The sequence below is a fragment of the Curtobacterium sp. NPDC089689 genome, from assembly GCF_044749145.1.
In the GTDB taxonomy this organism is placed as follows: domain Bacteria; phylum Actinomycetota; class Actinomycetes; order Actinomycetales; family Microbacteriaceae; genus Curtobacterium.
In genome coordinates, this window is sequence record NZ_JBIVHJ010000001.1 from 557,661 (window position 1) to 570,128 (window position 12,468).

At 73.8% G+C, this 12,468-nt stretch carries 11 protein-coding genes; 5 read left to right on the forward strand and 6 right to left on the reverse strand.

Annotated features, from left to right (window positions below; all coding sequences use genetic code 11):
* Positions 1 to 12 precede the first annotated feature (12 nt).
* Positions 13 to 1,032, forward strand: a complete 1,020-nt coding sequence (locus tag ACIPYW_RS02660) for an EamA/RhaT family transporter (protein ID WP_400410511.1) — start codon at positions 13 to 15, stop codon at positions 1,030 to 1,032.
* Positions 1,033 to 1,206: 174 nt separating this feature from the next.
* Here ACIPYW_RS02660 and ACIPYW_RS02665 read toward each other — a convergent pair whose 3' ends face one another.
* On the reverse strand, positions 1,207 to 1,635 hold the full coding sequence (locus ACIPYW_RS02665) for a GNAT family acetyltransferase (protein ID WP_400410513.1): 429 nt from the start codon (positions 1,633 to 1,635) through the stop codon (positions 1,207 to 1,209).
* Between the two features lie 93 nt (positions 1,636 to 1,728).
* On the opposite strand from ACIPYW_RS02665, the gene ACIPYW_RS02670 reads away from it, so the two are divergent.
* Together ACIPYW_RS02670 and ACIPYW_RS02675 are read left to right on the forward strand one after the other, a co-directional pair.
* Positions 1,729 to 2,535, forward strand: coding sequence for a class E sortase (locus tag ACIPYW_RS02670; RefSeq protein ID WP_400410515.1), 807 nt, complete (start codon positions 1,729 to 1,731; stop codon positions 2,533 to 2,535).
* Positions 2,532 to 2,708, forward strand: a complete 177-nt coding sequence (locus ACIPYW_RS02675) for a hypothetical protein (RefSeq protein ID WP_290132782.1) — start codon at positions 2,532 to 2,534, stop codon at positions 2,706 to 2,708. Before ACIPYW_RS02670 ends, ACIPYW_RS02675 begins: the two co-directional genes overlap by 4 nt.
* A 42-nt stretch (positions 2,709 to 2,750) precedes the next feature.
* Here the strand turns inward: ACIPYW_RS02675 and ACIPYW_RS02680 are convergent, their stop codons facing one another.
* The 4 genes from ACIPYW_RS02680 to ACIPYW_RS02695 form a co-directional block, all read right to left on the reverse strand.
* Positions 2,751 to 5,732 carry an AAA family ATPase gene (locus tag ACIPYW_RS02680; protein ID WP_400410517.1) on the reverse strand — a complete coding sequence of 994 codons (2,982 nt, stop codon included), beginning with the start codon at positions 5,730 to 5,732 and terminating at the stop codon, positions 2,751 to 2,753.
* Positions 5,732 to 6,901, reverse strand: a complete 1,170-nt coding sequence (locus tag ACIPYW_RS02685; protein ID WP_400410519.1) for an exonuclease SbcCD subunit D — start codon at positions 6,899 to 6,901, stop codon at positions 5,732 to 5,734. Before ACIPYW_RS02685 ends, ACIPYW_RS02680 begins: the two co-directional genes overlap by 1 nt.
* A gap of 67 nt (positions 6,902 to 6,968) precedes the next feature.
* Positions 6,969 to 8,156 carry a S24/S26 family peptidase gene (locus tag ACIPYW_RS02690; protein ID WP_400410521.1) on the reverse strand — a complete coding sequence of 396 codons (1,188 nt, stop codon included), beginning with the start codon at positions 8,154 to 8,156 and terminating at the stop codon, positions 6,969 to 6,971.
* Positions 8,157 to 8,198: 42 nt separating this feature from the next.
* Positions 8,199 to 8,798 (reverse strand): hypothetical protein, encoded by a 600-nt coding sequence (locus ACIPYW_RS02695; RefSeq protein ID WP_290132786.1) that lies wholly within the window; start codon positions 8,796 to 8,798, stop codon positions 8,199 to 8,201.
* Between the two features lie 255 nt (positions 8,799 to 9,053).
* Between ACIPYW_RS02695 and ACIPYW_RS02700 the strand changes: the two genes are divergently transcribed.
* A complete protein-coding gene (locus ACIPYW_RS02700) occupies positions 9,054 to 9,569 on the forward strand; it encodes a MarR family winged helix-turn-helix transcriptional regulator (protein WP_400410523.1) in 516 nt (171 codons plus the stop codon).
* A gap of 10 nt (positions 9,570 to 9,579) precedes the next feature.
* Positions 9,580 to 10,089 (forward strand): DUF664 domain-containing protein, encoded by a 510-nt coding sequence (locus ACIPYW_RS02705; RefSeq protein ID WP_400410525.1) that lies wholly within the window; start codon positions 9,580 to 9,582, stop codon positions 10,087 to 10,089.
* A gap of 88 nt (positions 10,090 to 10,177) precedes the next feature.
* Here ACIPYW_RS02705 and ACIPYW_RS02710 read toward each other — a convergent pair whose 3' ends face one another.
* Complete coding sequence (locus ACIPYW_RS02710) at positions 10,178 to 12,340, reverse strand: DEAD/DEAH box helicase (protein ID WP_400410527.1); 2,163 nt, start codon at positions 12,338 to 12,340, stop codon at positions 10,178 to 10,180.
* Between the last annotated feature and the right edge of the window lie 128 nt (positions 12,341 to 12,468).

A 12,468-nucleotide genomic window follows, 5' to 3' on the forward strand; every position in this document is an offset into this window, starting at 1 on the left:
AGGATGGGAGCCGTGCTCACCGTCGTCCTCGGCCTCGCCGGCGCCCTCGTCTACGGGTTCGCCGACTTCCTCGGCGGCCTGGCCTCGCGCCGTGTCCGGCCGGTCGTCGTCACCGCCGTCGCCGCGCTGGTGGGGATCGTGCCGTTGCTCGTCGGGCTGGCGGTCGTGCCGTCGGCGTTCTCGGGCCGGGCGGTGCTCTGGGGCGCGGTCGCCGGGCTCGCCGGCGGGGTCGCGGTCCTGCTGCTCTACACGGCGCTCGCGATCGGCCCGATGAGCGTGCTCTCGCCGCTCACCGCGGTCTTCGCGGCTTGCGTGCCCGTGCTCGTCGCGGTGTCCAGGGGGACGACGCTGTCCCCGCTCGCCGGCGTCATGCTCGTGGTGGCGGTGGTCGCCGTCGTGCTCGTCGCGTCGGTCCGGGACGGATCGGGCGCGCGGGTCACCGTCCGCGGGGTGGTCGCGGCCGCGGTCGCGGGGTGCGGATTCGGTGGGATCGTGCTGGCGTACGACATGACCCCGGCCGACTCCGGGGTCGCCCCGCTGCTGGTGGCGCGGGTGCTGCAGGTGGTGGTGCTGGGAGCGGCTGCGACGGTCGTCCTGCGGCGTGCCCGCCGCGGTCGGGCGGTGCGGCCTGGAGGCGCGGATCGCGTCACCCCGTCGGCTCCGGCCGCGGGGTCTGCCGCGGTCGCGGGGTCCGCTGCGGTCACCGCGGGGTCTGCCGCGGTCGCGGGGTCCGCTGCGGTCACCGCGGGGTCTGCCGCGGTCGTTTCGGGGCGGACGCGGTGGTCCGGTCGGTTCGTCGGGACCGTCGTGGCGTGCGGTGTGCTGGACGCCCTGGCGAACGTGTTCATCCAGGCGGGACTGCACGCGAGCGGCGACCCGCTGACCCTGCCGGTGATGAGCGTGCTCAACGCGCTGTACCCGATCGGCACCGTGGTGCTCGCCGGGGTCCTGCTCCGCGAACGGCGGACGGTGCTGCAGTCGGTCGGCATCGTGCTCGCGTTCACGGCGTCGGTGGGGCTCGCGCTGGTGTGAGGTCCTGGGCCGGGTCTGGCGCGGCGTGCCGCGCGGTGCCCGGCGGTGCCCGGCGTGCCGCGCGGTGCCCGGCGGCGCCCCAGTCTCGGACCCGCGGACACTTTCGCGGCGGATCGGCGCGCAAGGTGTCCGCGGACCCGAGTCTCGGCCGTCGCCAGCCGGGGCCGAGGGGCGTCAGACGTCGGCGATGAGCCGCTTGCCGAGCGACACCGTGTGGTCGGGCTCGTACCCGAGCGACTCGTAGAAGCCGAGCACCTGCTCGTTGCCGGCGCGCACCTGGAGGTTGAGCTTCGGGCAGCCGATCGCGGCCAACCGCTGCTCGAACTCCCCCATGAACGTCCGACCGAGCCCGGAGCCCTGCAGGTCGGGCCGCACCGCGAGGTAGTTCACCCATCCCCGGTGCCCGTCGAACCCGGCCATGCCGGCACCGACCACCGCATCGTCCGCGTCGACGGCCACGAGGAACAGTTCGGGCTGCACCGTCAGCTTGCGCTCGATGTCGCGCCGCGGGTCGTTCCAGGGTCGCACGAGCCCGCACGCCTCCCACAGCGCCACGACCGCGTCGGTGTCAAAGCGGGCGAAGGCGCGGATCGCGTACTGCATCTCCACACGGTAACGGTCCTGTGGAGAACGGCGTCACCCGGGCGTCGGCATGGGATGGTACAACTGTCCGACCACCCCAGGATCAGGAGCACCGTGACCGCCCACGACACCCTCCCGTCGCGACCCGGCGACGCCACGGGCGGCGACGACCGTCAGGCGCCGCGACGTCGGGCACCTCGTCGTCGTCAGAGCGTCGGCGGCGCGATCGTCTCGCTCATCGCCGAACTGCTCATCATCGCCGGCGCCGGGACGGGGCTCTACGTCGTGTGGACGGCCTGGTGGACGGACGTCGTCGCGGTCCAGGGCCAGACGAAGCTCATCGACGGGCTCGGTCAGACCGACCCGACGACCGGCACGGGGACCGAGCACCGCGGCCCGGCTCCGGTCCTCTCCGAGCCGAAGGACGTCGAGGACGTGTTCGGCACGATGCAGATCCCCCGGTTCGGCGCCGACTACGACCGTCCGATCGGCGAGGGCACCGACCGTGAGAAGGTCCTCAACACCATCGGGCTCGGGCACTACCAGGACACCGCGATGCCCGGCGCCGAAGGCAACTTCGCCGTCGCCGGGCACCGGGTGACGTACGGCAAGCCGCTCAACCAGATCGCCGACCTCAAGGACGGCGACGCGGTGGTCGTCCGGGTGACGGACAAGGCGACCAAGTTCGACGTCTGGTACGTCTACAAGGTCACCGACTCCCAGATCGTCACGCCGGACAAGGTCGAGACGATCGCGCCCGTGCCGAACGAGCCCGGCGTCGAGCCGACGGCGGACGACCGTTGGCTGACCCTCACCGCCTGCCACCCGATGTGGTCCGCGGCGGAGCGCTACATCGTGCACGCCAAGCTCGACTACTGGATGCCCGTGTCCGAAGGCACCCCGAAGGAGCTCGCCAAGTGATCTTCCCGCTCGTCTGGCGGCTCCTGCCCGGACCGACCGCGCTCAAGGTGATCGAGCTGGTCGTGCTGCTCGCGGCGATCGTGTACGTGCTGTTCACGTGGGTCTTCCCGTGGGTCGCGGCGGACATCCTGCCGCCACCCGACGGCACGATCGACTCGACCCCGTCGCCGTAGCGGTAGCCGTCGGCGTCAGCGTCACCGGAGATGCGGGCGACGTCAGACCGTGGTCGTCACGCGCGACCCTCCGTCCGGCGTCCGCCGCACCGCGATGCGCTCGGGGATCCGCTGCTTGAGCTCCTCGACGTGGCTGACGATCCCCACCTGACGACCGCCGGCGGTCAGTCGTGACAGCTGCACGAGCACGCCGTCGAGCGCCTCCGGGTCGAGCGTGCCGAAGCCCTCGTCCACGAACAGCGTGCCGAGCGACACCCCGCCGGCCTCGGCCTGCACGACGTCGGCGAGCCCGAGCGCGAGGCACAGCGACACCGTGAAGGTCTCACCCCCGGACAGGCTGCGCGGATCGCGGACGGTGTCGGTCGTGTGGTCGTGCACCGCGAGCGCCAAGCCGGTCCGACGGGCCCGCGACCCGGACTCGCGCTCGTCGGAGGTCTCGAGGGTGAACCGGCCGCCGAGCATGCCGCGGAGTCGGTCGTTCGCCGCCGCGACGACGTCCTCGAAGCGGCGCATCAGCACGTAGGTCCCGAGGGTGATGCCGGACGGGTTGGCGGCCGTCGCACCGTTCGCGACGTCGGCCAGCCGGACCACCGCTCGGCTGCGAGCACTGGTGTCGTCACGCGCCCGCACCGCCACGGCCAGCTCGGCGGCGCAGCGCTGCACGGCGGTCGACCGATCGGTGGCGGTGACCGCGGCCCGGGTCGCCTCGTCGAGCAGATCGGTGGCCCACTCCCGTTCCGCTGCGGCGCCCGCGACGTCGAACTCGACGTCGGCGTCGGCGGCGGCCGCCTGCACCGCAGGGTCGGCGAGGCCCGCGTCGACGGCGCCTCGGGCGGCGATCGCGTCGTCGACCATCTGCCGCAGCTCGCGTCCTGCGGCGTCGTCCAGCAACGCCGCACGTGCGTCGGAGACCTCGTCGAAGCCGTGCTCCTCGAGGGCGGCGTCGACCTCGACGGTGCGGTCGGCCACGACCCGGTCGTCCTGGTCCACCGCGGCGTCGGCACGGACCACGGCGCCGAGCACCGCGACGTGCGCCTCGATCGCACGGACCACCGGAGCGAGTGCCGAGCCGCCCTCGACACCCGGGACGGGCACGACGGTCAGCCGAGCGACCGCGCCGCCGATCGCCTCGGCGTCCTCACGCAGCCGCTCGGCGTCGGCCTCGACCGCGGTGGCCAGCACGGCACGGCGGGTCTCTGCGTCGTTCCGGGCGCGTTCGCTCGCGCGCGTGGCCTCGTCGAAGGTGGTCAGTTCGCGGTCCAGGGCGACAGCCGCTCGGGAGGCGTCCTGCGCGGCCGTCACCGCGGCGGTGGCGTCGTCGAACGCCGCGGCGAGGTCGGCGTCGTCCAGGCCGCCCACCGTGTCGGCGAGCCGTCGGTGCTCGGCCTCCGCGACGCGGAGGTCGGCAGCGGCGTCGCCGAGAGCTGCCTCCGCCGCACGAGCGCGGTCGGCCGCCTGGTCGACGGCGTCGGTGGTGGGGTGGTCGTCCTTCGGGGCAGCCGGGACGGGGTGCTCGACGGCACCGCAGACCGGGCACGGGGAACCGTCTTCGAGGGCGGCTCCGAGTTCCCCGGCGAGCCCCGCGATGCGGCGGTCCCGCAGGTCACGCTCGGTCGCCAGGGCGGACTCGGCGGCGGTCCGGGCGACGACGACGGCCTGTTCCGCTCCGGACAGGCGACGGGTGGCCTCCGCGAGGGCCGCGCGGTCACGGCGAGCGACCACGAGCCGTTCGACCTCGTGTTCGGCAGCCGTGCCGCCGGCAGCCGTCTCCGCCGCCGCGGTTGCCCGGGCGACGAGCTCGGCGCGACGCGCGGGTCGTCCCTGCAGCGCGCGGTCGCGTTCGGCCACGTCGTCCTCGAGCGCCGCGAGGTCGCGGCGGGCGGCGTCGAGCGCGGTCGTCCGGGCATCGATCCGGGCGGCGAGGTCGACGAGGTGGCGCTCGGCCTCGACCGAGGCGCGGAGTCGTTCTGCGAGCGCTCCGACGTCGGCCCCGTGCTCGAGTCCGTGCCGCTCGCGGAGCGTGGCCGCGTCGGCCCGCGCGGCGGCGGCTCGGTCGCGCGCGGCGTCGAGGCTGTCCGCGAAGGACACCACCCGGGCCGCCCGGCTCGACCGCTCGAGCTGCTGCCGGGCGGCCTCGACCTCCCCGGAGCCCGCGTCGAGCGCGGCCAGTCGCGCGAGGAGGTCGCGACGGCGCACCACCGCGGTCGCGCGCGCCCGGAGCAGCGCCTCGTGCTCGGCGGCGGCCCGGGCAGCAGCGGCGGCATCGGCCCGCACACCCTCGGCACGCTGTGCTGCGTCCCGGAGCGCGTCGACCGTCCCGGGGAGGTCGGACTCGGTCGCGGTGTCGACGTCCGCCGCCTGGGCGAACCGGGCGAGCGCGTCGCGGACCCGGGCGTCCGCACCCTCGACCTCGGCCAGGACGGCCCGACGGCGTGCGGCGAGCTCCTCGGCGGTGCGGTCGTAGACCTGCGTGCCGAACAGCGACTGCAGGAGCTTCCGACGGTCCTCACCCGGTGAGCGGAGGAACCGGGCGAACTCCCCCTGCGGCAGCACGACCGTCTGGAGGAACTGCGCACGGTCGAGCCCGACGATGCGGGCGATCTCGGCTCCGACCTCCGGGATGCGGGCCGACAGGGGTTCGCCCGCGGCGTCGGACGGCCCGGCGAGCCGGAGGAGCTGTGCCGAGGCCTGCTGCTTCACCGTGCCGGTCCCGCGCTGCTTCGGGCGGTCGTACTGCGGGGTCCGCCGGACGCGGAACACCCCGGCGCCGGTCTCGAAGACGAGCTCGACGTACGGTTCGACCGACGGGTCGGCGTGCTGGCTGTGCAGTCGGTCGTTGCTCGCGTCCGCACCGGCGAGCCCGCCGTACAGGGCGAACACCACGGCGTCGATGATGGTCGACTTGCCCGAACCCGTCGGGCCCTCGAGCAGGAACACCCCGGACGCGGCGAGCGCGGCGAAGTCGATCGTCACCGTGTCCGGGTACGGCCCGATCGCGCGGAGTTCGAGGCGGTGCAGGTACATCAGCGGTCCCCCTCGGTCTGCAGTGCCCGCGCGGCGAACTCGTACGCCTCGGTCAGGACGGCGCGGTCGTCGTCGTCCGGGACGGCTCCGGTTGCGTACGTGACGAAGTCGGCTGCGACCTCGACCGGGTCGGACGTCGCCGTGACCGCACGCGCTGCCGGACGTGCGGCGCCGTCGGCCGGCTCGTGCGTGATGGCGAGGGCGTGCGGCAGGTGGTCCTTGACGCGCTGGTACATCCGTTCGGGGTGGACGGTGTCGGTGACCGCGACGCGGACCCAGGCGTCCGCGTGGTCCGCGAACGCTCCGGACTCGATGTCGCCGATGGGCGCCCGGACGTCGACCAGCCGCCGTGGCACGGGCGTGGGCAGCAGCTCGACCGCGACGCTGCCGTCCGCCGCGAGGTCCACCAGGGTGACGGACTTCGCCTGGTGCCGCTCCCCGAAGGAGAAGGCGAGGGGTGAGCCGGCGTACCGGACCCGGTCGCCGTCACCGACGCGCTGCGGGCCGTGCAGGTGCCCGAGGGCGACGTAGTCGAACCCGTCGAAGGTCGACCGCGCGACCATGTCGACACCACCGACGCGGATGTCCTGCTCGCTGTCGCTCGGTTCGGCGCCGCCCACGAACGCGTGCGCGACGACGACGCTCCGCGTGCCGGGCCGCGTGGCGAGGTCGGCGCGGATGCGATCGGTTGCCGCACCGACGACGGCCTGGTGGGACCGGGCGAGGGGCTCGTCCGGGACCGCGGCGAGCGCCCACCGGGTGAGGTCGGGGTGGAGGTACGGGATGCCGTACACGGCGACGGCACCGGCACCCGACGGGTCGTCCACGAGCACGGGCGTCGCGATGCCGGCGGGTTCGGCGAGGATGCGGACGCGGGAGGCCATGAACCCCGCGCCGAACCCGAGCCTGGCCGCGGAGTCGTGGTTGCCGGGGGTGATCACGACGGTCGCGTGCTCGGCGAGGCGTTCGAGCGCACCGGAGAGCATGCGGACTGCTTCGACCGGCGGGATCGCGCGGTCGTAGACGTCACCGGCGACGACGACGAGGTCGACCGACCGCGCGCGGACGACGTCGGCGAGGTGGTCGAGGAAGGCGGCCTGGTGGTCGAGCAGGTCTGCGCCCAGGAGGGTCCGACCGAGGTGCCAGTCGCCGGTGTGCAGGATCCGCATGCCGTCACGGTAGCGCCGTCCACGGACATCCACGGTCGCCCCGCGCGACCTGTGGACGACGGTCCGGTCAGGCGCAGGTGGCGGAGGTGATCCCGAGGAGCGATGCCACCTTCACGCGGACCGTCGGCGTGCTCACGGTGGTCCACGACCCGCCGAGGTTCGTGCGGAGGTGCAGCGTGTACGTCGTCCCGAGGTCGAGCAGCCCGCTCCCCTGGTACACGAGCGACGACGCGGCGCCCGGCGCGGTGGCGACCTGCGTGGTCCCGTTCAGGAGGTCGAACGAGTTCGGCGTCCCGATGCCTGTCGGGTACGTCCACGCGATCGTGACCGTGTTCGACGTGGCCGGGGTGCAGGTCAGCGTCAGCACGCTCGCCGCGGTCGCCGCCCCGTAGGTCGACGCCGCGCTCGTCGTCCGTGAGAACGGCGCCGCCACGGCCGGCGGCGACAGCAGTGTGCCGAGCCCGACGGCCAGCACGACCACGGCGGTCCCGCCGCCGAGGCGGCGTACCCGCCGGATCCGCCGATGATGTCGACGGAGCGAGCGCCGGGTGACGGTCGTGCCACCGCCGGACGGGAGGGACGGTGCGGGCCCGCCCCGTGCCTCCAGGCCGTCACCCGGTCGCGCCGGACCGTCAGCGCTGTCCGTGGGCTCGCCACCCACGCCGTCGCCGTCCGCGTCGTCTCCGTCGGCGTCGTCACCGGCCGCGAAGCGGCGGAGCGACCCGTCCACGGCGCACAGCGCGAGGACGGCCGCGAACCCGAGGCCGAGCAGCACGAGCCGGACCCACTCGCCCTCGCGGAGCCAGGTGATCGGCGCCGCGACGAACGGGATCCGCAGGAACGCGACCCCGTGCACGGCTTCCGGCTCGAGCGGCGTGGAGTCGGCCTGCGGGTTGGCGTCGCCCTTCGTGACGAGGGTGCCGCGCGGGCCGTCCTCGACGTAGCGGTGCATCCGCAGGTGCCCCGGCTGGTCGGGGTCGTCGGCGAGCAGGATCCTGCCCGGTCGGACCTCGGCGGACGGCACCGGGCGCGAGACCACGACGTCGCCCGGGACGAGCCGTGGCTCCATCGACCCGGTCATCACCGTGGTCGGCTGCCACCCGATGAGTGCAGGGGCGGCGGCCCAGAGCGCGAGACCGAGCACGGTGGCGACCACGCCGCGGGCGAGCGTCCCGACGACGACGCGCCCCCAGTCGACGGCGTCGTGGAACGCTCTGCGCGGTGTGCTGCCACCGGGCACGGCGATGCTGACCACGAGGACCTCCGACGGGGAGCGCGACGACGGGAGCGGGACGGCTCAGCTGTTCTGGGCCTCCCAGGTGAAGCCGAGGGCCGCGGTGCCGCCCTGGATCGAGTTCGGCGCGGATGTCGGCACCGTGTACGAGAAGCGGTAGACACGGGTCTCGGAGGCCGTGCCGGTCGGGGCCCAGGTGCCGACGCCGGTGGCGAAGTTCGTCGAGGCCGACCCGAAGCCGGCGACGGTGCCGGAGTAGAGCGTGCCGCTCGTGGTCGCCGGGGTGAAGCCTGTGCAGGAGCCGAAACCGCCGCCGGTGCCCTGCTCGACGGTGAGGTTGATGTTCGTCGCGAGGGCGTTCGTCGTGGCGGCGTTCGTGCCGTAGAGCTTGACGGTCGAGGGCAGCGAGCCGGTGGAGGTCACGGCGATGCAGTTCGTGCCGGTCGACCCCGGCTTGAGGCCGGTCGCGGTGAAGAGTGCGGTGTTGTTGTCGTCGTCGGTGAGAGCGACGGTGCCGGCGGTCCAGTTGCTGGTCGGGTTGACGGTGGTGGCCGAGAAGGCCGAGTACGAGGCGGTCGAGACGACGACACCCGAGGCGACGAGTGCGGCGGGGACGGCGATCCAGGCGGCGAGACGGGCAGCGCGAGGGGTGACACGGGACATGTGTGTGCTCCAGCGGAGAAGAGATCTGATCGGTGGTCGGCCCGGACCCGCGGTGGTTGGTCGCGCTGCGTGCCGTGGTGATGATCGAGGTGAGCGACCATCGCGTTGTTACGATCATCAAGATACTTGCTCGTCGTGCGTCTCACAAGACGAGGAACACCCCCTGTTCCGGGGGTGGTTCAATCATTGAGATACCTGGATGATGAGCACCACGTCGTGCACGCCGCACCGACGCCCCCACCCGAGAGAACCGTGATGACGGACCCTGCCCCAGTGCTCCCCGCCCGCCGGGCCGACACGCTGCCCCCCGCGCCCGTCTCCCCCGACGTCGTCGTTCCCGCGCCCGATGCAGACCTCACGCGGCTCCTCACCGCGTTCCGCCTGTTCCAGGCACAGCACGCGCGGGCCCTCGACCACGAGAGCGTCGCCAACGGCCTCGGCCCGACCGACGCCCGCTTCCTCTTCCACCTCGCAGCGGCCGACGGCGAGGGCATCACGCCGAAGCAGGCCGGCGCGCACCTCGAGCTGTCGACGGGCGCGATGACGTCACTCATCGACCGGCTCGAGCGCCGCGGACACCTCGAACGGCGTCCGAACCCGACGGACCGGCGGAGCATCCTCCTGCACCTCACCCCGTCCGGGGTGGCGGTCGCCGAGACGATCGGTGCACGCTGGGTCGACGCGTTCCGGCAGGTCGTGCCGCCGGGTGAGCGCGCCGCCCTCGCCGCGGTCCTCGACGAGGTGGGTTCCGCCCTCGCGCGACGCGCGTAGCGTCGCGGGCATGACCCCCTCCGAACTCCTCACCGAAGCATTCTCCCGTGTGCCGGAGACGATCGGCCGTGCCCTCGACGGACTCTCCGAGGACCAGCTCGCCGCACGTCCGGCCGCCGGCGCGAACACCCTCGCGTGGCTCGCCTGGCACGCCGCACGCGGCCAGGACGCCCAGGTCGCGGACCTCGCCGGGTCCGAGCAGGTCTGGACCGCGGACGGCTGGGCCGACCGGTTCGGCCTGCCCTTCCCGGCCGAGGCGCTCGGCTACGGCATGTCCCGCGACGACGTCGGCCGGGTGCGGGCGTCGGCGGAGCTGTTGACCGGCTACCTCGACGCGGTGACGGCCAGGACCGTCGAGTACCTCGCCACGCTCGCACCGGAGGACCTCGACGCCGTCGTCGACGACGCGTGGGACCCGCCGGTGACGGCGGGCGTCCGGCTCGTCAGCATCCTCGACGACTGCGTCCAGCACGCCGGCCAGGCCGGTTACGTGCGCGGTCTGCTCTTCTTCAACCGCTGACGCGGCCGACGGACGGACGGGAGGCCCGTGGCGGTGTCGCCACGGGCCTCCAGTCCGTCATCGGGGCACGTCCAGTGCCCCGCGCGCGTCACCGCGCCGCGAGCTCCGCGACCAGGCGGTCGCCCGGGGCGGCCTCGACGAGGTCGGCCTCGATCTCGGCGTTGTCGAGGATGCCCTCGATCTTGCGGCGGCGGTTCCGGGTCACGATCGTCACGACGGTCCCCTCGGCGCCGGCGCGACCGGTCCGGCCGGAGCGGTGCATGTACGCCTTGTAGTCGTCCGGGGCGTCCGCCTGCACGACGAGCGACACGTCGTCGACGTGGATGCCGCGGGCGGCGACGTCGGTCGCGACGAGCACGTTCACCCGGCCGCTCGACAGGAGCCCGAGGTTCCGGGTCCGCCGCGACTGGTTGAGGTCGCCGTGGAGCGAGGTGGCGCGGATGCCGGCGTCCTCGAACTGGTCGGCGAGGCGCTCGGCGTACGCGCGGGTGCGGGCGAACACGATCGTCTTGCCCTCACCGGCGACGAGTTCCTCGAGCAGCTGGTCCTTCTGGCGCTGCTCGACCACGAGCACGCGGTGGTCGATGGTCGAGGACGCCTGGTCCTCCCCCGCGACCTCGTGGACGCTCGGCTCGTGCAGGAACTCCGACACGAGCGAGGCGACCTGTGCGTCGAGGGTGGCGCTGAACAGGAGCTTCTGCGCACGGTTGCCCTGCGGCGTGACCTCGGCGGTCGCGGACAGGATTTCGCGCACCGGCTCGAGGAACCCGAGGTCGCACATGTGGTCGGCCTCGTCGAGCACGGACACGATGACCTCGCTGAGGTCGAGCTTGCCCTTGTTCATGAGGTCCTGGACGCGACCGGGCGTGCCGACGATGATGTCGACGCCGCGTTCGAGGGCGCCCTCCTGACGGCCGTACGGCACGCCGCCGTAGATCTGCGTCGTGAAGAGCCCGACCGAGCGGGCGATCGGCTGCACGGTGCGGTCGATCTGCAGCGCGAGCTCTCGCGTCGGCGCGAGGATGAGCGCACGCGGGGCGCGGCCCATCTTCCGCTTCGTGCCGCCGCCGTGCTCCATGAGCTTCTCGACGAGGGGCGCACCGAACGCGATGGTCTTGCCGGAGCCGGTGCGGCCACGGCCGAGCACGTCCTTGCCGGCGAGGACGTCGGGGATCGTCGCGGCCTGGATCGGGAACGGGTTCGACGCGCCCATCTCCGCGAGCGTGCGGGAGATGTTGCCGCCGATGCCGAGGTCGCCGAAGGTCACGCCCTCGACGTCGGCCGCGACGGTGGCCTCGGCCTGGAGCTTCTCGAGCTTGACGTCGTCGGCCGGCACGTACGGGGTGCGGGTCTCGTCGCGGTCCGAGCGGTCACGGCGCGGGCGGTCCTCGTCGAACGAGCGACGCGGGCGGTCGTCGAAGCGACGGGGTGCACGGTCGCGATCGTCGCGGTCGAAGCGCTCCCGGCGCGGACGGTCCTCGTCGAACGAGCGGCGGGGGCCGCGGTCGCTGGGCCCCTGCTCGCCGGTACCGGCGCGACGCGGAGCCTGCGGAGCGTCGTGACGGCCGTGCGAGGAGGGAGCGTCACGGTCGAACCGGCGCGGGGCGCGGTCGTCACGGTCGAAGCGACGCGGCGCACGCTCGTCGTGGTCACGACGCGGCGCACGGTCACGGTCGTCACGGTCGAAGCGACGGGGCGCACGGTCATCCCGGTCGAAACGACGCGGGCGGTCGTCCTGGTCGCGACGGGGCGCACGGTCGTCCCGGTCGAAGCGACGCCGCGCACGCTCGTCGCGGTCGAAGCGACGCGGCGCACGGTCGTCGCGGCCGAAGCGACGCGGCGCACGGTCGTCCTGGTCACGACGCGGTGCGCGGTCCCGGTCGTCGCCGTCGAACCGACGCGGGCGGTCGCCCTGGTCACGACGCGGCGCGCGGTCGCTGGGCCCCTGCTCGCCGGTACCGGCGCGACGCGGAGCCTGCGGAGCGTCGTGACGGCCGTGCGAGGAGGGAGCGTCGCGGTTCCAGCGGCTCTGGCCGCCCTCGCGGGGTTCCCAGTTCGGGCGCGCGGGACGGTCGCCCTGCGCACCGCGGCCGCGACGCTCCTCGGCGTCCCAGCGCTGCTTCTGGCGCGGCTGCGACGAATCGGCGGCGCGGAAGCCGCGGTGCTTGCTGCTGCGAGCGGCGGGGGTGCCGTTCGGGTGGCGGACTCGGTCATCGGCACGCTGACGCGCGCCCTTGTCGTACGGGGCCATCGTTCTTTCCGGGGTGCGGACATGCCACGACACCCGGCAGCGACATCGGCGGGGGCGGATCGTGGAGGGGGTTCATCCCGTCGCGGATCGACGTGATTCCAGCCCTCGAGCAACACACACCCAAACGA